The organism is Klebsiella sp. ME-303 (assembly GCF_007910085.1).
Classification (GTDB): domain Bacteria; phylum Pseudomonadota; class Gammaproteobacteria; order Enterobacterales; family Enterobacteriaceae; genus Klebsiella; species Klebsiella michiganensis.
Window position 1 is genome coordinate 49,376 of record NZ_VOJB01000088.1, and the last position, 21,485, is coordinate 70,860.

A 21,485-nucleotide genomic window follows, 5' to 3' on the forward strand; every position below is an offset into this window, starting at 1 on the left:
GCCGGACTCTCCATCGAACTCCGTTCGATTATTCGCCGCACAGCGGCTCACCCCTTCGGGGCCAGCGCGACAAGCGCGCTGTTCAACGCCTGCAGCGTTAGTCCGAGTCCGGGCACCACTATTCAGAGAACCCAGCCTATGGCTGGGTTTTTGCTTTTCTGCGGCCGGACTCTCCATCGAACTCCGTTCGATTATTCGCCGCACAGCGGCTCACCCCTTCGGGGCCAGCGCGGCAAGCGCGCTGTTCAACGCCTGCGGCGTTAGTCCGAGTCCGGGCACCACTATTTAAAGAACCCGCCCAAAAGGCGTGTTTTTGCTTTTCTGTTTCAGACAAACATCTTTCTTCCCAGCTGGCGCCCCGCCTCCAGATGCGCCTCCGCCGTTTTCAGGTCAGGCAACAGCAGCATCTGCGAACTGGCTACCGTCGCCCCGCAGTAATCAAAAATCCCGTGGACAATCTGCGCATGAAAAGCATCGGTAAACCCGTGCTTGTCATACGTTTGTTGACTCGCTGCGCCTAATGCCACCAGATGCACCCGCAGGCGGCCCAGCTTCTTCACGACATCGCCGTCGGCGGTCTCCTCATAGGCCCAGCCGTTTGAAAACACGCGGTCAACCCAGCCCTTTAACAGCCCAGGCATCGACCACCAGTAAACGGGAAAAACCAGCACCAGCGCGTCGGCGTTATCAATTCTGGCCTGCTCGGCCATCACGTCGGGCGGCGTGCCGCCGGTTTGCAGAAATGCGGCGATATCCGGCTCGGCAAATACCGGGTTAAAGCCTTCCTGCGTTAAATCCGCTATGTCAGCCGTATGCTGCGGGCCGGATTCGGCAATTCCTTGCGCAATCGCCGTCGCTACGCTGTGAGTCAGCGACGTCTTGAGAGGATGAGAAACCACGATTAATGCATGCATGACGGATACCCCAGTTGCGCTATAACGATATTGGACGTAGCCTTATATACCAACAGTAACTTACCATCAGTAAGTTACTGTTGGTATATTAATATGTCAACGGGAGAATGTTTCCATGTCTGAACCACTCGTACGTCAGCGTTTAACGCGAGAAGAGCGGCGCAAGCAGCTGATTGATGTCGCCTGGCATATTATTCGGCAAGAAGGGACCGATGCTCTGACGTTGGGTTATCTGGCGACGCAGGCGGGCGTGACGAAACCCGTGGTTTACGATCACTTCGACAGCCGTTCAGGGCTTTTCGCGATGCTTTATCGCGAATACGATCAACGCCAGACGGCGCGAATGGATGAGATACTGCGCAATACCGAACCGAATGCGGAGAAGCTGGCCTCGGCGATCGCCAACGCCTATATCGAGTGCGTGCTGCTTCAGGGGCGCGAGATGCCCAGCGTCATGGCCGCGCTGGCCGGGACGCCAGAGCTGGAGAAGATCAAACAAGAGTGCATCGCCACCTTTACCGGAAAATGTCGGGACTATTTTTCGCCGCTTTGCGAGAGTGAGAATCTCAGCGAGGCGGCCATTCTCGCCATGCTCGGCTCCGCCGACGGGCTATCGGCCGCGGTAGTGAACGGCGTCATCACGGAGCAGCAGGCTAAAGATGAGCTCTTTCAGGTCATTATGTCGATGCTGCAGCGCTGCTGTCATCGCTAAATCGCGCCCGCCGTCCGGCGGACGCGTTGATTATCAGCCGCCCGCTTTCTTGATCGCCGCATCCAGCGAGGCTTTATCCGCCAGCCCCGGGAATACGGTGATCGTCGCTTCCGTGGCGCCGGTAGTCGGCATCACGATAACGCCCGGCGTCCCGCTCAGGCCAATTTCCTGCGCCAGCTGATTGGTGCTTTCCAGTACCGGCTCAACGTCCGCCGCTTTCTTCGCGTCGAAATTCACTTTCTTCGCCTGCTGCTGGATGTCGGCAGCCGTCAGCTTGCCTTCGTTATGTCCGGTGGAATAGATCCCGTTATGGTAGGTCAGATAAGCCTCTGCGCCCTTCTGCTGATAAATCTGCAGGCCGATTTTGGCCGCTTCAAGCGAGGTTTCCCAACGGCTGCCAAAGATCGGCCACTCTTTAAAGGCAAAGCGGGTCTGCGGATTCTCTTTAATCACCTGCTCCATTACCGGCGCCAGACGACTGCAGTAAACGCACTGATAATCAAAGAATTCAATGACCGTGACTTTGCCCTCTTTCGGGCCGTAGGTTGGCGTATTTTTATCCTGGGTCAGCGCGGCCGCATTCTTCAGTACCGCCTGGGTCGCGGCGCTGGCCTGCTGCTGTTGCTGAATTTGCTGTAGCTTCTGGCTGGCCTGCAGCAGCACTTCCGGATGCGCGACTAAGTAATCCGCGGCGATTTTGCCAATACGGGCCTCTTGTTCAGGCGTAAAAGTCGGCGCATCAGCAGCGGTCGCCATAAGCGGAAACAGGGTAGCGCCGATAAAGGCAAATGTGAGTAAATTCTTATGGCCGGGCATGTAGTTAGTCCTTGCGATAGGTGAACGGCAGATGTATTTCTACGAACAAAATATCATCCTTTGCCTGCGAATCATTGCCGGACCATGCAATGATTGGTAACGATATTTTTCAATCACTCGCTGCGCGCGGTCTCTCTGTAAGGTGGCCAGGGTGCCCTAACGAGAGTACGCTTCGCCCCTGCGTTTTTCCGTAGGTTCTCTTTTTTGGTTCGATGAGTTGGGTATGAATGCGTTTTTCAGTCAGTGGGACGTGGCGGTTATTCTGCTGCAAATTATTGCTATCGATCTGTTATTGGGTGGCGACAACGCGGTGGTGATCGCGATGGCCTGCCGTAAACTGCCGCCTCAGCAGCGTACCAAAGCGATTATCATCGGTACCGTCGGCGCAATAGCGGCGCGCGTGCTGCTTTTAGCTATCGCGATCTATTTACTCTCATTGCCGTGGCTTAAAGTAGTCGGCGCGCTGATGCTACTGTGGATTGGCATCAAGCTGGTGACCAATCAGGAAGAAGAGAATGATGTCAGCAGCTCCAGCAGCCTGTGGCGTACCGCGGTCACCATTACCGTTGCCGATGTCATAATGTCGCTGGATAACGTGCTGGCGGTGGCCGCCGCAGGAAAAGGCCATCTGCTGCTGGTCGCGCTGGGCGTATTGATCAGCATTCCGATTATCGTCCTCGGCAGCAAGCTGGTGCTGGCTATCCTCAACCGCTTCCCGTCCGTGGTGATGCTGGGCGGGGCGCTCATCGGCTGGATAGCCGGTTCCATGATGGTGACCGATGTGACCATCGTTCATCTGTTCCCCAACGCGCCCGCCGCGCTCCCCGTGATGGGCGGAGCCATTGGCGCCGCCCTTGTGCTGCTGGAAGGGTTGCGCAGAAACCGCAGGCGCTCCAGCGAATAGCTGGCGTTCACGCTTGGCCGCCGTCAATCCCGACGGCGTCAAGTTTGCGCCATTTTTCCCCCACATCCGCCCTCATTTGCCCTACGCTTAGTAAAGACACCTGATCCAGGGATCTGTAACCATAATATTGCGCATAAATGAGATAAAACCATGGAATTAAAGGATTATTATGCCATTTTAGGGGTTCAGCCAACGGACGATCTGAAAACCATTAAGACCGCCTATCGCCGTCTGGCACGTAAATACCACCCCGATGTCAGCAAAGAAAACGATGCCGAAGCCAAATTCAAAGATCTCGCCGAAGCCTGGGAAGTGCTTAAAGATGACCAGCGCCGCGCCGAATACGACCAGCTCTGGCAGCACCGTAACGATCCGCAGTTTGGCCGTCAGCAGCAGCATTCCCACGAGCAGAGCTATAGCCAGCAGGACTTCGACGACATCTTCTCCTCCATGTTTGGCCAGCAGGCGCACCATAGCCGCCGCCAGCACGGCGTCCGCGGTCATGACTTAGAGATAGAAGTCGCGGTATTCCTTGAGGAGACCCTGGCCGAGCAGACGCGCACCATCAGCTATAAGCTGCCGGTTTATAACGTCTTTGGCATGGTCGAAAGCGAAACGCCGAAAACCCTGAACGTGAAAATTCCCGCGGGCGTCGTCGACGGCCAGCGGATCCGCCTGAAAGGCCAGGGCACCCCCGGCGAAAATGGCGGCCCTAACGGCGACCTGTGGCTGGTGATTCATATCGCCCCGCATCCGCTGTTTGATATCGTCGGACACAACCTTGAAATCGTCCTGCCGCTGGCGCCGTGGGAAGCAGCGCTAGGCACCAGGGTCACTATCCCGACGCTGAAAGAGAGCATCCTGCTGACCATTCCGCCGGGCAGCCAGGCCGGTCAGCGGCTGCGGGTGAAGGGCAAAGGGCTGACCAGCAAAACCACCACCGGCGACCTGTATGCGGTGATAAAAATCGTCATGCCGCCAAAACCAGATGAGAAGAGCCGTGAGCTCTGGCAGCAGCTGGCGGATGCACAATCCAGCTTCGAGCCGCGTAAGACATGGGGGAAAGCCTGATGGCTAAGATAACAGTGACGTTCACGATTACCGAGTTTTGTCTCCACACCGGCCTTTCCGAAGATGAGCTTAACGAGATTGTTGGCCTCGGCATGATCGAGCCGCGCCAGCCGCAGCGGGAAAACTGGCTGTTTGACGATAGCGCGGTGACCATCGTTCACCGCGCCGTACGCCTGCGCAAAGAGCTGGAGCTGGACTGGCCGGGCATTGCTGTGGCCTTAACGCTGCTGGACGAGAACGCGCGCCTGAGCCGCGAAAATCAAATTCTGCAGCAGCGGCTGGCGCGCTTTCTGACCCATAGCTAAGCCGTAGCCCGCTCTCTTCCTGTGGCACCGCCCGGTCCTTACCGGGCCTGGGCGGTCCTCGAATGACCTCAAGCCCGTAGCCGCTCAGGACATAAAAAATGCCGCCGGGGGAAGCCCGCGGCGGCATGAATTACTGGCAAAACGATTTAGTCGTTGATGCGCGGATGCTGCTGCACCAGACGAGAACGTTTTTCCTGCAGGTCGGCGATTTCCTGATCGATATCTTCGATTTTATGTTCGATGTTATCGTAGTGCTCGCCGAGAATTTCTTTCGCTTCCTGAATATCCGAAGCCGCTGGCGTCGCCCCTTTCAGCGGACGATTGGCGGTCTCTTTCATCGACAGGCCGGTAATCAGACCAATCAACGCCACCACCATCAGATAGTAAGCCGGCATCATCAGGTTCTGCGTGCTTTCCACCAGCCACGCCGCCAGAGTCGGCGTCAGACCGGCAATCAGCACCGAGATGTTAAAGGCGCTGGCCAGGGCGCTAAAGCGGATGTGGGTCGGGAACATCGCCGGCAGCGACGAGGCCATCACCCCGATAAAGCAGTTCAGCACCACCGCCAGCAACAGCAGACCGGCGAAAATCAGGCCAAGGACGTTACTGTTAATCATGATAAAGGCCGGAATCGACAGCCCGAACAGCGCCACGCTACCAATCAGGATGAACGGACGACGGCCAAAACGGTCGCTGAGCATACCGATAACCGGCTGAACGAACAGCATCCCGACCATGATGGCGATGATGATCAGCACCCCGTGGTCTTCAGAATAGTGCAGGTTATGCGACAGGTAGCTCGGCATATAGGTCAGCAACATGTAGTAGGTCACGTTGGTGGAAATCACCAGACCGATACAGGTTAGCAGGCTACGCCAGTGTTTGGTCGCAATCTCTTTGAAAGAGACTTTCGGCCCATCCTGCAGGCCCTCGCGGTCGCCCTGCTCCATTTTATCAACGTGCTGCTGGAACGCCGGCGTCTCTTCCAGCGCATGACGCAGATAAAGTCCGATAATCCCTAACGGCAGCGCCAGGAAGAACGGAATACGCCAGCCCCAGTCGAGGAAGTTCTCTTCGCCCACCACGCTGGAAATCAGCACGACTACGCCCGCGCCCATGACAAAACCGGCTATCGAACCGAAGTCCAGCCAACTGCCCATAAAGCCGCGTTTACGGTCAGGCGAGTACTCTGCAACAAAGATAGAGGCACCGGTATATTCGCCGCCCACCGAGAAGCCCTGCGCCATTTTACACAGCAGCAACAGGATCGGCGCCCAGATACCAATCGTGGCATACGACGGAATAAGGCCGATACAGAATGTACTTATCGACATGATAACGATGGTTATCGCCAGAATCTTTTGTCGACCGTATTTGTCGCCCAGCATCCCGAAGAACAGGCCGCCTAATGGACGAATTAAGAAGGGAACCGAGAAAGTACCGAGCGCGGCAATCATCTGCACGCTGGGGTTGGCATCGGGGAAAAAGACCTTACCAAGCGCATATGCAACAAAACCATATACCCCAAAATCGAACCACTCCATCGCGTTACCCAGCGACGCTGCGGTAATCGCTTTCTTCAGTTTGCTATCATCAATGATGGTCACATCCCGAAGCGTGATGGGTTTTACTTTTTTCCTTTTAAGCATAATTATCCTCTTTTGCTCTCGCCTTGAGCGCACGAATCTCCGCCGAATGACAAGGTCATTCGCGTCATGCGTTGGGAGCGGCGAATTGCTGTGCTCCACATTTCAAGCGTAGCAGGTTTGCCTGCACTGTCTGCTGACAGTCCGTACAACCGAACCTGTTGACGCCTGCTCTGGCCATAATGAAATAAGCGGTACCGCTAATAAGTGTAGTGAATTTGCGTTCTCGCCTTTTTACCCTAACAGCGTTTAAATTTGGGATCAACTTCACAAAAATTTACCTACCCTTAAACAGAGTCATCCAAAAGCAATAAGTTCAATGAATATTGGAACTTAGCGATACATTTCCGCAAATATCCTGCGCTTTTTATGAAAATAAGCCCGCCAGGCCTCACGATATATATCCTCTTTCTCCGCTGCGATAAGTCATAAAAAAGGCCCGACAAAAGTGCGGGATTGCGCTATAATCAGCATTACTTTCGGCTATCAGCCACCATTTAAAGGACCAACGTCCTGTTTTACCCAGTAATCGCGAGGAACGTCATGCAACTGCCACACTGCCCAAAATGCCATTCTGAATACACTTATGAAGACGGCGGCATGTTTATCTGCCCGGAATGCGCCCACGAATGGAACAATGCCGAGCCTGCGGACGATAACGACGCGCTGGTGGTCAAAGACGCCAACGGTAATTTACTCGCCGACGGCGACAGCGTCACCGTGGTAAAAGATCTGAAGGTTAAAGGCAGCTCTTCGATGCTAAAAATCGGCACTAAAGTGAAGAATATCCGCCTGGTTGAAGGCGATCATAATATTGACTGTAAAATAGATGGTTTTGGCCCGATGAAGCTAAAATCCGAATTTGTTAAAAAGAACTGATTTTATTCCCCCGACGCCCGTTGTCGGGGGGAAATATATTTTCCCATGGCCTCCCGGAATCCCTCGCTGCCGCCTAGCTTAATTCTGCAATCCCCTTCTACGCTTAATGGAATATTCGTTACCTGAGGTAATGGTTATGCCCTTAAGTCCCTATATCGCTTTTAGCGGCAACTGCGCTGCCGCCATCGCTTTCTACCAGCAGGCGCTGGGCGCGGAGCTCATCCACAAAATCACCTGGGGTGAAATGCCGCAGAATACGCAGGACGCCGAAGATGGCTGCCCTTCCGGCCAGCATCTGGCTGCCGACGGTATCGCGCACGCCAGCCTGCGCATTGCCGATAGTATCCTGATGCTCAGCGACAGCCCCTCCAGCAACATGGAGCGCTACGCCGGATTTACCGTCGTGCTGGACTCGCAGGATGTTATTGAGGGTAAACGCTGGTTTGACGGCCTCGCCGACGGCGGGCAGATTGAGATGGCCTGGCAGGAAACCTTCTGGGCGCACGGCTTCGGTAAAGTTATCGACCGCTTTGGCGTCCCGTGGATGGTCAACGTGGTGAAAGAGCCTTAACGCTGCACCCTGTGCTCCCCCCGAAAGGGAGAGAGGGCGGAGTGAGGGCATCTGTGCATTCACTCCCCCTTACCCTGTCATTCCACCGGCATCAACTCTTCATCCCCCGGTCATCATGGGTTAACCGAAATGTAACAAAAAACCGTCAGGATCGGCCCACGCTCAGAGGGAAATACTTCCTTGTCCTTAGTGAGGCTCGATTGACATGTACTTATCCAGACATCCGACCAGTTATCCAACGCGATATCAGGAAATTGCCGCCAAACTGGAGCAAGAGCTTCGCCATCATTACCGCTGCGGCGACTATCTGCCCGCCGAGCAGCAGCTGGCGTCCCGCTTTGAGGTTAACCGCCACACCCTGCGCCGGGCCATCGATCAGCTCGTCGAACGCGGCTGGGTCCAGCGCCGTCAGGGCGTCGGCGTGCTGGTGCTGATGCGCCCGATAGATTATCCGCTCAACGCCCAGGCCCGCTTTAGCCAGAATCTTCTCGAACAGGGCAGCCACCCAACCAGCGAGAAGCTGCTGTCGGTGGTGCGTCCGGCCAGCAGCCACGTTGCCGAGGCGTTTGCTATCAGTGAAGGCGATAACGTCATTCACCTGCGCACCCTGCGCCGCGTGAACGGCGTCGCCCTGTGTCTGATCGACCACTACTTTACCGACCTGAAGCTGTGGCCGGTTCTACAAACCTTTACCCACGGCTCTCTCCATGACCTGCTGCGCGATCGGCTTGATATCGAACTGACCCGCGTGCGCACCAAAATCAGCGCCCGACGCGCGCAGGCCAAAGAGAGCAATATTCTCGGCATTCCCAACATGGCGCCGCTGCTGTGCGTGCGCACCCTGAATCATCGCCAGGGCGAGCAGAGCGCGACAGAGTACTCCGTCAGCCTGACCCGCGCCGACATGATTGAATTCACCATGGAGCACTGAATGCACTTTGATACCGCAACCCGCCAGCGCTGGATGTCCGTGCTGGCCCACAGTGAACCACAAGAACTGGCGGCGCGGATGCAGACGCTGCAGCTCGCGCCGCAGTATGAGCTGATTCGCGCCCCGGAGACCGGGCTGGTGCAGCTGCAGGCGCGTATGGGCGGCATCGGCGACCGATTCTTCGCCGGAGACGCCACCTTAACCCGCGCCGCCATTCGCCTGGCCGACGGCACCCTCGGCTATAGCTGGATTCTGGGCCGCGACCGCCCGCACGCTGAACGCTGCGCGGCCATTGATGCCCTGATGCAGTCGCCACACCATTTTCACACCCTGATGGAAACCCTGATAACCCCGCTGGAAGAACAACGCAGCGCGCGCATTGAAGCCCGGCGCGCCGAAGTCAACGCCAGCCGGGTCGACTTCTTTACTCTGGTTCGCGGAGATAACGCATGACATTACAACCCGCCTTTACCCTGGCTGTGCAGGATGCCCAGCACAGTTTCCGCCGCCTGCTGAAGGCGATGAGCGAGCCGGGAGTGATTGTCTCCCTCCAGCAGCTTCAGCACGGCTGGCAGCCGCTGAACGTCGCCTCCACCAGCCTGCTGCTGACGCTGGTGGATCACGACACGCCGGTCTGGCTCGCTCCCGCGCTGCATAACGATCTTGTCGGCCAGAATCTGCGCTTTCATACCGGCGCGCCGCTGGTTGAGCAGCCGCAGCAGGCGACCTTCGCCGTCGCCAGCGACAGCATCAGCGCCGAGCAGCTGAACGTGCTTTCCGCCGGTACCGTCGTCGCCCCGGAAACCGGCGTCACGCTGGTGGTTCAGCTTGCCAGCCTGAGCGGCGGCCGGATGCTGCGGCTGACCGGCGCGGGGATCGCCGAAGAGCGGATGATCGCCCCGCAGCTGCCGGAATGCATTATTGAAGAATTGACCGAGCGTCCGCATCCGTTCCCGCTGGGAATCGATCTGATCCTCACCTGCGGCGAACGCCTGCTGGCGATTCCGCGCACCACCCATGTCGAGGTCTGCTAATGTACGTAGCCGTCAAAGGCGGCGAGAAGGCGATCGTCGCCGCTCACGCCCTACAGGAACAGAAACGCCGAGGCGAGGGACGGCTTCCTGAAATCAGCGTTGATCAGATTAGCCAACAGCTTAATCTGGCGGTGGACCGGGTCATGACCGAAGGCGGCATCGCCGACCGGGAGCTGGCGGCGCTGGCGCTGAAGCAGGCCAGCGGCGACAGCGTCGAAGCGATTTTTCTGCTGCGCGCTTATCGCACCACCCTGCAAAGGCTGGCGGTCAGCGAGCCTGTCGACACCGCCGGTATGCGCCTTGAGCGCCGTATCTCGGCGGTCTATAAAGATATCCCCGGCGGCCAGATGCTCGGCCCGACCTACGATTACACCCACCGTCTGCTCGATTTTACCCTGCTGGCCAACGGCGAAACGCCGCCGCTGGCGACCGATAGCGCACCGCAGGAAGCGACGCCGCACGTCTTTAATCTGCTCGTCCAGCAGGGGCTGGCGAAAGCGGAGCGGGATACCGACGCGCAGCCCGACGATATCACCCGCCATCCGCCGGTTTATCCCTGTTCGCGCTCTTCGCGCCTGCAGCAGCTGGTGCGCGGCGACGAGGGCTACCTGCTGGCGCTGGCCTACTCCACCCAGCGCGGCTACGGACGCAACCATCCGTTTGCCGGTGAAATTCGCAGCGGCTACGTCGCGGTGGAGATCGCACCCGAAGAGCTGGGCTTCACCGTCACTATCGGCGAACTGCTGATGACCGAATGCGAGATGGTCAACGGCTTTGTCGACCCTCAGGATGAACCGCCGCACTTTACCCGCGGCTACGGCCTGACGTTCGGCATGAGCGAGCGCAAAGCGATGGCGATGGCGCTGGTTGACCGCGCGCTCCAGGCGCCGGAGTACGGCGAAGAGGTGGCGGGCCCTGCCCAGGATGAAGAGTTTGTGCTGGCCCATGCCGATAACGTCGAGGCCGCCGGTTTCGTTTCGCACCTTAAACTTCCCCACTATGTCGATTTCCAGGCCGAACTGGCGCTGCTTAAACGCCTGCAACGGGAGAATCAACGTGGCTAACGCACTGACCGGCTATAACTTTGCTTATCTCGACGAGCAAACCAAACGCATGATCCGCCGCGCCATCCTGAAAGCGGTGGCCATCCCCGGCTACCAGGTACCCTTCGGCGGTCGCGAGATGCCTATGCCCTACGGGTGGGGAACCGGCGGTATCCAGCTTACCGCCAGCATCATCGGGGAAAATGACGTCCTGAAGGTGATCGATCAGGGCGCCGACGACACCACCAACGCGGTATCGATTCGTCAGTTTTTCAAACGCGTGACCGGCGTCGCGACCACCGAGCGCACCGAAGACGCCACGCTGATCCAGACCCGCCACCGGATCCCGGAAACGCCGCTGACTGACGATCAGATCCTGATCTTCCAGGTGCCGATCCCGGAGCCGCTGCGCTTTATCGAGCCGCGCGAAACCGAAACCCGCACCATGCACGCGCTGGAGGAGTACGGCGTGATGCAGGTGAAGCTGTACGAAGATATTGCCCGCTTCGGCCATATCGCCACCACCTACGCCTACCCGGTGAAGGTCAACGGCCGCTACGTGATGGATCCGTCGCCGATTCCAAAATTCGATAATCCGAAGATGCATATGATGCCTGCGCTACAGCTGTTCGGCGCCGGACGCGAAAAACGCATCTACGCGGTACCGCCGTATACCCCGGTTGAGAGCCTCGATTTCGACGATCATCCGTTTACCGTTCAGGAGTGGGATGAACCCTGCGCCATCTGCGGATCTCGCCATAGCTATCTTGATGAAGTGGTGCTCGACGACAGCGGCAAACGGATGTTTGTCTGCTCCGATACCGATTATTGCCGCCAACAGAGCGAGGAGCAGAAAAAATGAGTCATCCGTTACTGGCGGTGAACAACCTGACCCACCTCTACGCGCCGGGCAAAGGCTTCAGCGACGTCTCGTTTGAGCTGTGGCCGGGGGAGGTGCTGGGTATCGTCGGCGAATCCGGCTCCGGAAAAACCACGCTGCTGAAAGCGATCTCCGCCCGCCTGGCCCCGCAGCAGGGAGAAGTGCTGTATCAACAGCGCTCGCTATACGCCATGAGCGAAGCGGAGCGCCGACGTCTGCTGCGCACCGAATGGGGCGTGGTGCATCAGCATCCGATGGACGGCCTGCGCCGCCAGGTCTCGGCCGGCGGCAATATCGGCGAACGCCTGATGGCCACCGGGTCCCGTCACTACGGCAATATTCGCGCCACCGCCGGGCAGTGGCTGCAGGAGGTGGAGATCCCGCCTTCGCGCATTGACGACCTGCCCACCACCTTTTCCGGCGGGATGCAGCAGCGCCTGCAAATCGCCCGCAATCTGGTGACGCAGCCGAGGCTGGTGTTTATGGATGAGCCTACCGGCGGGCTGGACGTATCGGTGCAGGCGCGCCTGCTCGATCTGCTGCGCGGCCTGGTCGTCGAGCTGAACCTGGCGGTGGTGATTGTGACCCACGACCTCGGCGTCGCCCGCCTGCTGGCTAACCGTCTGCTGGTGATGAAGCAGGGCCAGGTAGTCGAAAGCGGCTTAACCGACCGGGTGCTCGACGATCCCCATCACCCCTATACCCAGCTGCTGGTGTCGTCGGTGTTGCAGAACTGAGTGAATGTCCACTCCCCGGTGGCGCTGCGCTTACCGGGGCTACGGATCCCGGGCCGTCTGCAAGCCGGTAGCCCGGACAGGCGCAACGCGCCGCCTCCGGGACTCCCCGGTCGCGCTTCGTGAGTTAATGCATCAGGTAGCCCGGATAAGGCGTTCACGCCGCGATCCGGGGAAATTCAGGCACGATGAGGCTAAAAATGAACGCCATCCGCGTTGAAAACATCCATAAAACCTTTGTTCTGCACCAGCAGCACGGCGTCCGTCTGCCGGTACTCGCCGACGCCTCGCTGACCGTGAATGCCGGTGAATGCGTGGTGCTGCACGGCCATTCCGGTAGCGGAAAATCGACCCTGCTGCGTTCGCTGTACGCCAACTATCTCCCCGATAGCGGCCACATTCATATTCGCCACGGCGATGAATGGGTGGACCTGGTCACCGCCACGCCGCGTAAAGTGCTGGAAGTGCGCAAAACCACCATTGGCTGGGTCAGCCAGTTTCTGCGGGTGATCCCGCGCATTTCCGCCCTCGACGTGGTGATGCAGCCGCTGCTCGAACTGGGCATCCCGCGCGAAGAGAGCGCCGCAAAAGCCGCCCGCCTGCTAACGCGGCTGAACGTACCCGAACGCCTGTGGCACCTCGCCCCCTCGACCTTTTCCGGCGGCGAACAGCAGCGGGTTAACATCGCCCGCGGCTTCGCGGTCGACTACCCGATTTTGCTTCTCGACGAACCCACCGCCTCGCTGGACGGCAAAAATAGCGCCGCGGTGGTGGAACTGATCCATGAAGCCAAAGCCCGCGGCGCGGCGATCGTCGGTATTTTTCACGACGAGGCCACGCGCAACCAGGTCGCCGACCGTCTGCACCCGATGGGGATTTCAGCATGATTATCAATAACGTAAAGCTGGTTCTCGAAGACGAGGTGATTAACGGCTCGCTGGAAGTGCAGGACGGCAGAATTTCGGCCTTTGCCGAAAGCCAGAGCCGACTGGCGGAGGCCATCGATGGAGAGGGCGGCTGGCTGCTGCCGGGGCTTATCGAGCTGCATACCGACAACCTGGACAAGTTTTTCACCCCGCGACCGAAAGTGGACTGGCCCGCCCACTCGGCGATGAGCAGCCACGACGCGCTGATGGTCGCCAGCGGCATCACCACCGTGCTGGATGCCGTGGCTATTGGCGATGTGCGCGACGGCGGCGATCGCCTGGAAAATCTCGAAAAAATGATCAACGCCGTGGAAGAGACGCAGAAGCGCGGCCTCAACCGCGCTGAACATCGGCTGCATCTGCGCTGCGAACTGCCGCATCACACCACCCTGCCGCTGTTTGAGAAGCTGGTTGGCCGCGAGCCGGTGAGCATGGTCTCCCTGATGGATCACTCCCCTGGCCAGCGCCAGTATGCCGACCGCAGCAAATACCGCGACTACTATCAGGGCAAATATCACCTGACCAACGAAGAGATGGACAAATTCGAAGAGGAGCAGATGGCTCTGGCGGCGGCCTGGTCTCAGCCTAACCGGCAGCGCATCGCCGCCATCTGTCGCGAACGGAATATCGCGCTGGCCAGCCACGATGACGCCACCTGCGAACATGTGCTCGAATCGCGCCAGCTTGGCAGCGTCATCGCCGAATTTCCCACCACGATCGCCGCAGCGCAGGCGTCGCGCCAGCACGGGATGAACGTTCTGATGGGCGCGCCGAATATCGTACGCGGCGGCTCGCACTCGGGGAACGTCGCCGCCCACCATCTGGCGGCCAGCGGCCTGCTGGACATTCTCTCCTCCGACTATTATCCCGCCAGCCTGCTGGATGCCGCTTTTCGCATCGCCGACGACGAGGGCAACGCCTTTACCCTCGCGCAGGCCATTCGTCTGGTGAGCAAAAACCCGGCCCAGGCGCTGGGGCTGCACGACCGCGGGGCGATTGCCGAAGGTAAGCGGGCGGACCTGGTGCTGGCGCGCCGTCACGGCGAGCATATCCATATCGATCACGTCTGGCGGCAAGGCAAGAGGGTCTTCTGATGACAGGGAAACTGATTTGGCTGGTCGGCCCCTCCGGCTCCGGCAAAGACAGCCTGCTGGCGGCTCTGCGCCAGCGGGAGCATCCGCAGCTGCTGGTGGCGCACCGCTACATAACCCGTCCACACAACGCGGGCTGTGAAAACCATATCGCCCTCAGCGAACATGAGTTTTTTACCCGCGCCGAACAGCATCTGTTTGCTCTTAGCTGGTATGCTAACAACAATTACTATGGCATTGGCATCGAGATTGACCTGTGGCTGCACGCCGGGTTCGACGTGGTCGCTAACGGTTCACGCGCCCATCTGCCGCAGGCGCAGGCGCGCTATGCCGACGCACTGCTGCCCATCTGTCTGCAGGTTTCTCCGGCGGTGCTGCGACAGCGCCTGGAGCAGCGCGGACGGGAGAACGAGACGGAAATCGCCCAGCGCCTGGCGCGCGCGGCGCGCTATACGCCGAACGAGTGTCTGACGCTGAATAACGATGGCCGACTTAGCCAGTCGGTGGATGCCCTGGTTTCGCTGATTCGTATTCACGGCAACCGGCGCGAACAGCAGACTGCCTGAACGCGAGGAGAAGAGATGAGCCTGACTATCCGCTTAACCGGCACCGGCGGCGCGCAGCTGGTACCGGTTTTCGGCTGCGACTGCCCCGCCTGCCGCCGCGCCCGCGTCGACGAAGCGCATCGTCGCCGTCCCTGTAGCGCGGTCGTCAAATTCAACAACGCGGTGACCCTGCTCGATGCCGGGCTACCGGATCTGATGACGCAGTGGCCCGCCGGCAGCTTTCAGCAGTTTCTGCTCACCCATTATCATATGGATCACGTTCAAGGCCTGTTCCCGCTGCGCTGGGGCGTGGGCGAACCTATTGCGGTATACGGCCCCCCGGATGAACAGGGCTGCGATGATCTGTTTAAGCATCCGGGCCTGCTGGATTTCAGCCATACCGTCGAACCCTTTGTAAGATTTGAACTTCAGGGATTGCGCGTTACGCCGCTGCCGCTGAACCACTCAAGGCTCACGTTTGGCTATCTGCTGGAGTCGGCCCACAGCCGGGTCGCCTGGCTATCCGATACCGCCGCGCTGCCGGAGAAAACGCTGAAGTTCCTGCTGAATAACCAGCCGCAGCTTATCATTATCGACTGTAGCCACGAGCCGCGCCCGCAGCCGCCGCGCAACCACTGCGACCTGAACACCGTGCGGGCCATTAACCAGGTCATCGGCTGCCCGCGGGTGATCCTCACCCATATCAGCCACCGCTTCGATGCGTGGATGATGGAGAATGCTCTACCGGCGGGATTTGAAGCGGGATTTGACGGCATGGAGATAGCGCTGGATTAAGCGGGCGCGGCGAAAGCCGCGGGTCGTGCCGTATCAATAATCATCATCCAGCCTGCGCTGGTCGCTTTCCAACTGACGGCGGTCCCGATCAAGCTGGCGCTGGCGCTCGTCAAGTTCGCGTCGGCGATCCTCAAGCTGCCGCCGCCGGTCGTCATACTGCCGCTGGCGATCGGCGCTCTGCTGGCGGCTGTCCTGATAGCGCCCATCATCATCGTCAGACCGGCTATCGCCCGGATGATAAGCATCATTAATGGCCTGCTGAATATTGCCGATCGCGTCATCAATCATATCGGCGTGCGCCAGCTGGCCGGCGAGGGACAAGGTGCAGATAAGCAAAGCGGTAGAGTAACGTTTCATAAAGCCAGTCTCATCGGGGGGCTGGCTCTACGTTAATCAAGGGCTATCGCCGGGAGTAGCGGAGGAATCTCAAATCCGCTGCTGTTCAATCGCGCCGATGGCGTCCACTCGCCCCTGATGTCGTCCGCCCTCAAATTCGGCAGTCAGCCAGGCATCGACGATCATTTTCGCCAGTTCAAGGCCGATCACCCGCGCGCCAAAGGCCAGAATATTGGTGTCGTTATGCTGTCGTGAAAGCTGCGCCGAGTAGGGCTCGCTGCACACCACCGCACGAATACCCGGGTGCTTATTGGCGGCGATAGAGATGCCGACGCCGGTGCCGCAGATCAGGATCCCGCCGTCGACCTCGCCGGCGGCAACGGCCTGAGCGACGGCGCTGGCATAGCGCGGATAGTCGGTACGTTCCGTGGACCATGCGCCTTTATCTACGACGTCAATGCCGCGCTGGCGCAGATGCGCAAGAATATCGTCTTTCAGGATTATCCCGACGTGATCGCAGCCAAATGCAATCCTTTTCATACTTAGCCTCGCCTGTTGTTAACTTTACAAGGATGACTGGCGTTGTGATTTAAACGCCTAAAAATGCCCCAGAAAACGCTGAAAACAGCATCGTCAGGCTCCTTTCTACACGGACAAATTTTACAAATCAAGACGAAAGCGATATTTAACCTGATTTTCACCTTGCAAAAAAAGAACTGAAATAAAACAATAACACACTGATTTATAATGAATTTATAAGAAATAAAGATAAAATCAACATTAACAAAACTTCACGATAAGCATAACTTTATAAAAAATATAATTTTGTGAAGTTGGTGGTATCTTTTTTGTTTCGCCTGTGGTGATATAGTGTCGTCTTCATTTTATGGACAATGAGAAAGCGATGAGTCAGACAGAATCCAGTTCGCTCCCTAACGGCATCGGCCTTGCCCCCTGGCTTCGCATGAAGCAGGAAGGGATGACCGAAAACGAGAGCCGTATCGTCGAATGGTTGCTTACCCCCGGCAATCTCAGCGATGCGCCGGCAATCAAGGACGTCGCGGAAGCGCTGTCGGTATCAGAAGCCATGATCGTTAAGGTTTCTAAGCTGCTGGGGTTTAGCGGTTTTCGTAACCTGCGCAGCGCGCTGGAGGCCTACTTTTCGCAGTCTGAACAGGTGTTACCGACCGAACTCTCCTTTGATGATGCGCCGCAGGATGTGGTGAATAAGGTGTTCAACATCACCCTGCGCACCATTATGGAAGGCCAGTCGATCGTGAACGTTGACGAAATTCACCGCGCGGCGCGCTTTTTTGCCCAGGCCAACCAGCGCGACCTGTACGGCGCGGGCGGCTCCAACGCCATCTGCGCCGACGTGCAGCATAAGTTTTTACGCATCGGCGTGCGCTGCCAGGCCTACCCGGACGCGCATATCATGATGATGTCCGCCTCGCTGCTGAAGGAAGGCGATGTCGTGCTGGTGGTCTCGCACTCCGGGCGCACCAGCGATATCAAATCAGCGGTGGAGCTGGCGAAAAAGAACGGGGCGAAAATTATCTGTATCACCCATAGCTACCATTCGCCGATTGCCAAGTTAGCTGATTTTATTATTTGTTCGCCAGCACCAGAGACGCCTTTATTAGGGCGTAACGCCTCAGCGCGTATATTACAACTCACATTATTAGATGCGTTTTTTGTTTCCGTTGCACAGCTCAACATTGAGCAAGCGAATTTAAATATGCAAAAAACTGGCGCGATTGTTAATTTCTTTTCACCCGGCGCGCTTAAATAAAAAACCGATCCCACACTGGTGGGATCAATATAACTGTATCCTACACTGAGAATACTGCCATGAATAAATATCTGAAACTTTTCAGCGGCACGCTCATGGGCGTAATGTTATCCACCAGCGCCTTTGCCGCCGCCGATTATGCTGTGGTATTAAAAACCTTATCCAATCCATTTTGGGTGGATATGAAAAAGGGTATTGAGGACGAAGCCAAAACGCTGGGCGTAAGCGTCGATATTTTTGCCTCGCCTTCCGAAGGGGATTTTCAGTCGCAGCTGCAGCTGTTTGAAGACCTGAGCAACAAAAACTACAAAGGTATCGCCTTTGCGCCGCTCTCCTCGGTAAACCTGGTCATGCCGGTAGCCAAAGCGTGGAAAAAGGGCATCTTTCTGGTCAACCTCGATGAAAAAATCGATATGGATAACCTGAAGAAAGCCGGCGGCAACGTCGAGGCTTTCGTCACCACCGATAACGTGGCGGTGGGGGCGAAAGGCGCGGAATTTATCATCGACAAACTGGGTGCTGAAGGCGGCGAAGTCGCTATTATCGAAGGCAAAGCCGGTAACGCCTCCGGCGAAGCTCGCCGCAGCGGCGCCACCGACGCCTTCAAAAAAGCGAGCCAGATCAAGCTGGTGGCCAGCCAGCCTGCCGACTGGGACCGCATCAAAGCGCTGGACGTCGCCACGAACGTGCTGCAGCGTAACCCGAACGTTAAAGCGATTTACTGCGCCAACGACACCATGGCAATGGGCGTCGCCCAGGCCGTCGCGAACGCCGGCAAAACCGGCAATGTGCTGGTGGTGGGTACCGACGGTATTCCGGAAGCGCGCAAAATGGTCGAAGCCGGGCAAATGACCGCCACTATCGCGCAGAACCCGGCGGATATTGGCGCTACGGGTCTTAAGCTGATGGTCGACGCCGAGAAGAGCGGCAAAGTCATCCCGCTGGATAAAGCCCCGCAGTTTACGCTGGTGGATTCCATTCTGGTGACGAAATAGGTCTGTGCATCCCCTCTTTCTTTGGAAGAGGGGAAATCACGCAGCGGTAATAAAGGAAATTTTCTATGCTCACGCCATATATTTCAATGGCGGGGATCGGCAAATCCTTTGGCCCGGTTCACGCATTAAAATCGGTTGATTTAACTATTTACCCCCATGAAATACATGCGTTACTAGGGGAAAACGGTGCCGGTAAATCAACGCTGATGAAAGTATTGTCGGGAATACATGAACCGACCAAAGGCACCATTACGATTAATAACGTGAACTACCACAAGCTTGACCATAAATTAGCGGCCCAGCTCGGCATTGGTATTATTTACCAGGAGCTCAGCGTCATTGATGAATTAACGGTGCTGGAGAATTTATATATTGGCCGCCATCTGACGAAAAAAGTCTGCGGCGTCAACGTTATCGACTGGAAGGAAATGCGCGTACGGGCGGCGATGATGCTGCTGCGCGTCGGGCTGAAGATCGATTTAGACGAAAAGGTGGCGAATCTCTCCATCAGCCACAAGCAGATGCTGGAGATCGCCAAGACGCTGATGCTCGACGCTAAAGTGCTGATCATGGATGAACCGACCTCCTCGCTGACCAATAAAGAGGTGGACTATCTGTTCCTGATCATGAACCAGCTGCGTAAAGAGGGCACCGCCATTGTTTATATCTCGCACAAGCTGGCGGAAATACGCCGCATCTGCGACCGCTACACGGTGATGAAAGACGGCAGCAGCGTCTGCAGCGGGAAGGTCAGCGAAGTGAATAACGACGACATCGTACGCCTGATGGTCGGCCGCGAGCTGCAAAACCGCTTCAACGCCATGAAAGAGAGCACCGGCAACATCGCCCGCGAGACGGTGTTCGAAGTGAAAAACGTCACCAGCCATGACAAGAAAAAGGTACGCGATATCTCATTTAGCGTGAATCGCGGCGAAATTCTCGGTTTTGCCGGGCTGGTCGGCTCCGGGCGCACCGAGCTGATGGACTGCCTGTTTGGAGTCGATAAGCGTAGCAGCGGTGAAATATACCTCAACGGCAAGGCGATCTCGCCCCGCTCGCCGCTCGACGCCTTAAAGAAAGGCATGGGGTATATCACCGAAAGCCGCCGGGAAAACGGCTTTTTCCCCAATTTTTCCATCGCCCAGAATATGGCGGTCAGCCAGAGCCTGAAGCGCGGCGGCTACAAAGGGGCCATGGGGCTGTTCCGCGAAGGCGACGAACGCAGAACGGCGGAGGAGCAGCGCAAGCTGCTGGCGCTGAAGTGCCATTCGGTCGATCAAAACATCACCGAGCTCTCCGGCGGCAACCAGCAGAAGGTGCTGATTTCCAAATGGCTGTGCTGCAGCCCCGAAGTGATCATTTTTGACGAGCCGACGCGCGGTATCGACGTGGGCGCAAAAGCCGAAATTTATAAAGTGATGCGCCAGCTGGCCGATGACGGAAAAGTCATCCTGATGGTGTCATCCGAACTACCTGAAATTATCGCCGTCTGCGACCGCATTGCCGTGTTCTGCGAAGGGCGACTGACGCAAATCCTGACCAATCGCGACGACATGAGCGAAGAGGAGATTATGGCATGGGCACTACCACAAGAGTGAAAGGCGAGATGGGCGAGAAAAAACCGTTTAACTTCGCGCTGTTCTGGGATAAATACGGCACCTTTTTTATTCTCGCCATCATCGTCGCCATCTTCGGCACCCTGTCGTCAGAGTACTTCCTGACGACCAACAATATTACGCAGATCTTCGTCCAGAGTTCGGTCACCGTCCTGATCGGCATGGGCGAGTTCTTCGCGATCCTCGTCGCCGGGATCGACCTGTCGGTCGGGGCGATCCTCGCGCTCTCCGGGATGGTCACCGCGAAGCTGATGCTGGCGGGCGTCGACCCGTTCTTCGCGGCGCTGATTGGCGGCGTGCTGGTCGGCGGCGCGCTGGGGGCCATCAACGGCTGCCTGGTCAACTGGACCGGCCTGCATCCGTTCATTATTACCCTCGGCACCAACGCCATCTTCCGCGGTATTACGCTGGTGATCTCTGATGCCAACTCGGTGTACGGGTTTTCGTTTGATTTCGTTAACTTTTTCGCCGCCACGCCGCTGGGTATTCCGGTTCCGGTGATCTTCTCGCTGATTGTGGCGGTGATCCTGTGGTTCCTGACCACCCGTATGCGCGTGGGCCGCAACATCTACGCGCTGGGCGGTAACAAGCACTCCGCTTTCTACTCCGGCATCGACGTCAAGTTCCACATGCTGCTGGTGTTCATCATTTCCGGCGTTTGCGCCGGGCTGGCGGGCGTGGTCTCCACCGCCCGCCTCGGGGCGGCGGAACCGCTGGCCGGCATGGGCTTTGAAACCTACGCCATCGCCAGCGCCATCATTGGCGGCACCAGCTTCTTCGGCGGTAAAGGACGCATCTTCTCGGTGGTCATCGGCGGCCTGATTATCGGCACTATCAACAACGGACTGAACATCCTGCAAGTACAAACCTACTACCAGCTGGTGGTAATGGGCGGATTAATCATCGCGGCTGTCGCCCTCGACCGTCTTATCAGTAAGTAAGGAATTTA

Annotated in this window: 25 protein-coding genes; 20 read left to right on the forward strand and 5 right to left on the reverse strand. The window is 57.6% G+C overall.

What is annotated here, in order from left to right; all coding sequences use genetic code 11:
* Nucleotides 1–326: 326 nt before the first annotated feature.
* Nucleotides 327–914: an NAD(P)H-dependent oxidoreductase gene (locus FQK12_RS19235; protein WP_014227590.1), complete on the reverse strand. Its 588-nt coding sequence runs from the start codon at nt 912–914 to the stop codon at nt 327–329.
* A gap of 115 nt (nt 915–1,029) precedes the next feature.
* Here FQK12_RS19235 and FQK12_RS19240 point away from each other — a divergent pair, with 115 nt between their 5' ends.
* Nucleotides 1,030–1,626, forward strand: coding sequence for a TetR/AcrR family transcriptional regulator (locus tag FQK12_RS19240; RefSeq protein ID WP_014227589.1), 597 nt, complete (start codon nt 1,030–1,032; stop codon nt 1,624–1,626).
* A 33-nt stretch (nt 1,627–1,659) separates the two neighbouring features.
* On the opposite strand, the gene FQK12_RS19245 is transcribed toward FQK12_RS19240, so the two are convergent.
* Nucleotides 1,660–2,442 carry a DsbA family protein gene (locus FQK12_RS19245; protein WP_014227588.1) on the reverse strand — a complete coding sequence of 261 codons (783 nt, stop codon included), beginning with the start codon at nt 2,440–2,442 and terminating at the stop codon, nt 1,660–1,662.
* A 223-nt stretch (nt 2,443–2,665) separates the two neighbouring features.
* Here FQK12_RS19245 and FQK12_RS19250 point away from each other — a divergent pair, with 223 nt between their 5' ends.
* The 3 genes from FQK12_RS19250 to cbpM all read left to right on the forward strand — a co-directional run bounded on the left by FQK12_RS19250 (nt 2,666) and on the right by cbpM (nt 4,722).
* The gene (locus FQK12_RS19250) at nt 2,666–3,346 is read left to right on the forward strand and encodes a TerC family protein (protein WP_004097877.1); all 681 of its coding nucleotides are present in this window, start codon (nt 2,666–2,668) and stop codon (nt 3,344–3,346) included.
* A 150-nt stretch (nt 3,347–3,496) separates the two neighbouring features.
* Nucleotides 3,497–4,417, forward strand: coding sequence for a curved DNA-binding protein (gene cbpA / locus FQK12_RS19260; protein WP_014227587.1), 921 nt, complete (start codon nt 3,497–3,499; stop codon nt 4,415–4,417).
* Entirely contained in the window at nt 4,417–4,722 is a 306-nt protein-coding gene (gene cbpM / locus FQK12_RS19265; protein WP_014227586.1) for a chaperone modulator CbpM, read from the forward strand. The genes cbpA and cbpM overlap by 1 nt, the downstream gene beginning before the upstream one ends.
* Nucleotides 4,723–4,868: 146 nt before the next feature.
* Here the strand turns inward: cbpM and proP are convergent, their stop codons facing one another.
* Nucleotides 4,869–6,371, reverse strand: a complete 1,503-nt coding sequence (proP, locus tag FQK12_RS19270; RefSeq protein WP_025107668.1) for a glycine betaine/L-proline transporter ProP — start codon at nt 6,369–6,371, stop codon at nt 4,869–4,871.
* 540 nt (nt 6,372–6,911) lie between these two features.
* On the opposite strand from proP, the gene FQK12_RS19275 reads away from it, so the two are divergent.
* From FQK12_RS19275 to phnP, 12 genes are all read left to right on the forward strand, one after another.
* Entirely contained in the window at nt 6,912–7,247 is a 336-nt protein-coding gene (locus FQK12_RS19275) for a zinc ribbon domain-containing protein YjdM (RefSeq protein ID WP_004097870.1), read from the forward strand.
* Nucleotides 7,248–7,383: 136 nt separating this feature from the next.
* Nucleotides 7,384–7,818 (forward strand): VOC family metalloprotein YjdN, encoded by a 435-nt coding sequence (yjdN, locus tag FQK12_RS19280; protein WP_004097869.1) that lies wholly within the window; start codon nt 7,384–7,386, stop codon nt 7,816–7,818.
* A 205-nt stretch (nt 7,819–8,023) separates the two neighbouring features.
* Nucleotides 8,024–8,749 carry a phosphonate metabolism transcriptional regulator PhnF gene (phnF, locus tag FQK12_RS19285; protein ID WP_014227584.1) on the forward strand — a complete coding sequence of 242 codons (726 nt, stop codon included), beginning with the start codon at nt 8,024–8,026 and terminating at the stop codon, nt 8,747–8,749.
* Nucleotides 8,750–9,202, forward strand: a complete 453-nt coding sequence (gene phnG, locus FQK12_RS19290; RefSeq protein ID WP_004097867.1) for a phosphonate C-P lyase system protein PhnG — start codon at nt 8,750–8,752, stop codon at nt 9,200–9,202.
* Nucleotides 9,199–9,783: a phosphonate C-P lyase system protein PhnH gene (gene phnH, locus FQK12_RS19295; RefSeq protein WP_004097865.1), complete on the forward strand. Its 585-nt coding sequence runs from the start codon at nt 9,199–9,201 to the stop codon at nt 9,781–9,783. The genes phnG and phnH overlap by 4 nt, the downstream gene beginning before the upstream one ends.
* Nucleotides 9,783–10,847: a carbon-phosphorus lyase complex subunit PhnI gene (locus FQK12_RS19300; protein WP_014227583.1), complete on the forward strand. Its 1,065-nt coding sequence runs from the start codon at nt 9,783–9,785 to the stop codon at nt 10,845–10,847. The genes phnH and FQK12_RS19300 overlap by 1 nt, the downstream gene beginning before the upstream one ends.
* Nucleotides 10,840–11,688, forward strand: a complete 849-nt coding sequence (locus tag FQK12_RS19305; protein ID WP_014227582.1) for an alpha-D-ribose 1-methylphosphonate 5-phosphate C-P-lyase PhnJ — start codon at nt 10,840–10,842, stop codon at nt 11,686–11,688. The genes FQK12_RS19300 and FQK12_RS19305 overlap by 8 nt, the downstream gene beginning before the upstream one ends.
* Nucleotides 11,685–12,443, forward strand: a complete 759-nt coding sequence (gene phnK / locus FQK12_RS19310; RefSeq protein WP_014227581.1) for a phosphonate C-P lyase system protein PhnK — start codon at nt 11,685–11,687, stop codon at nt 12,441–12,443. The genes FQK12_RS19305 and phnK overlap by 4 nt, the downstream gene beginning before the upstream one ends.
* Nucleotides 12,444–12,640: 197 nt before the next feature.
* Nucleotides 12,641–13,327, forward strand: a complete 687-nt coding sequence (gene phnL, locus FQK12_RS19315) for a phosphonate C-P lyase system protein PhnL (RefSeq protein ID WP_004097859.1) — start codon at nt 12,641–12,643, stop codon at nt 13,325–13,327.
* Entirely contained in the window at nt 13,324–14,460 is a 1,137-nt protein-coding gene (gene phnM, locus FQK12_RS19320; protein ID WP_014227580.1) for an alpha-D-ribose 1-methylphosphonate 5-triphosphate diphosphatase, read from the forward strand. Before phnL ends, phnM begins: the two co-directional genes overlap by 4 nt.
* On the forward strand, nt 14,460–15,023 hold the full coding sequence (gene phnN, locus FQK12_RS19325) for a ribose 1,5-bisphosphokinase (RefSeq protein WP_014227579.1): 564 nt from the start codon (nt 14,460–14,462) through the stop codon (nt 15,021–15,023). Before phnM ends, phnN begins: the two co-directional genes overlap by 1 nt.
* Nucleotides 15,024–15,038: 15 nt before the next feature.
* Complete coding sequence (gene phnP, locus FQK12_RS19330) at nt 15,039–15,797, forward strand: phosphonate metabolism protein PhnP (protein WP_014227578.1); 759 nt, start codon at nt 15,039–15,041, stop codon at nt 15,795–15,797.
* Nucleotides 15,798–15,830: 33 nt separating this feature from the next.
* Here the strand turns inward: phnP and yjdP are convergent, their stop codons facing one another.
* Both yjdP and rpiB read right to left on the reverse strand, forming a co-directional pair.
* Nucleotides 15,831–16,154 carry a DDRRRQL repeat protein YjdP gene (gene yjdP / locus FQK12_RS19335; protein WP_014227577.1) on the reverse strand — a complete coding sequence of 108 codons (324 nt, stop codon included), beginning with the start codon at nt 16,152–16,154 and terminating at the stop codon, nt 15,831–15,833.
* 69 nt (nt 16,155–16,223) lie between these two features.
* Entirely contained in the window at nt 16,224–16,673 is a 450-nt protein-coding gene (gene rpiB / locus FQK12_RS19340; RefSeq protein ID WP_014227576.1) for a bifunctional allose-6-phosphate isomerase/ribose-5-phosphate isomerase RpiB, read from the reverse strand.
* A gap of 364 nt (nt 16,674–17,037) precedes the next feature.
* On the opposite strand from rpiB, the gene alsR reads away from it, so the two are divergent.
* From alsR to alsC, 4 genes are all read left to right on the forward strand, one after another.
* Nucleotides 17,038–17,925, forward strand: coding sequence for a D-allose utilization transcriptional regulator AlsR (alsR, locus tag FQK12_RS19345; RefSeq protein ID WP_004097852.1), 888 nt, complete (start codon nt 17,038–17,040; stop codon nt 17,923–17,925).
* Between the two features lie 59 nt (nt 17,926–17,984).
* Nucleotides 17,985–18,920, forward strand: coding sequence for a D-allose transporter substrate-binding protein (gene alsB / locus FQK12_RS19350; protein WP_014227574.1), 936 nt, complete (start codon nt 17,985–17,987; stop codon nt 18,918–18,920).
* 65 nt (nt 18,921–18,985) lie between these two features.
* Nucleotides 18,986–20,518, forward strand: a complete 1,533-nt coding sequence (alsA, locus tag FQK12_RS19355) for a D-allose ABC transporter ATP-binding protein AlsA (protein ID WP_014227573.1) — start codon at nt 18,986–18,988, stop codon at nt 20,516–20,518.
* The gene (alsC, locus tag FQK12_RS19360; RefSeq protein WP_014227572.1) at nt 20,497–21,477 is read left to right on the forward strand and encodes a D-allose ABC transporter permease; all 981 of its coding nucleotides are present in this window, start codon (nt 20,497–20,499) and stop codon (nt 21,475–21,477) included. The genes alsA and alsC overlap by 22 nt, the downstream gene beginning before the upstream one ends.
* Nucleotides 21,478–21,485 lie beyond the last annotated feature (8 nt).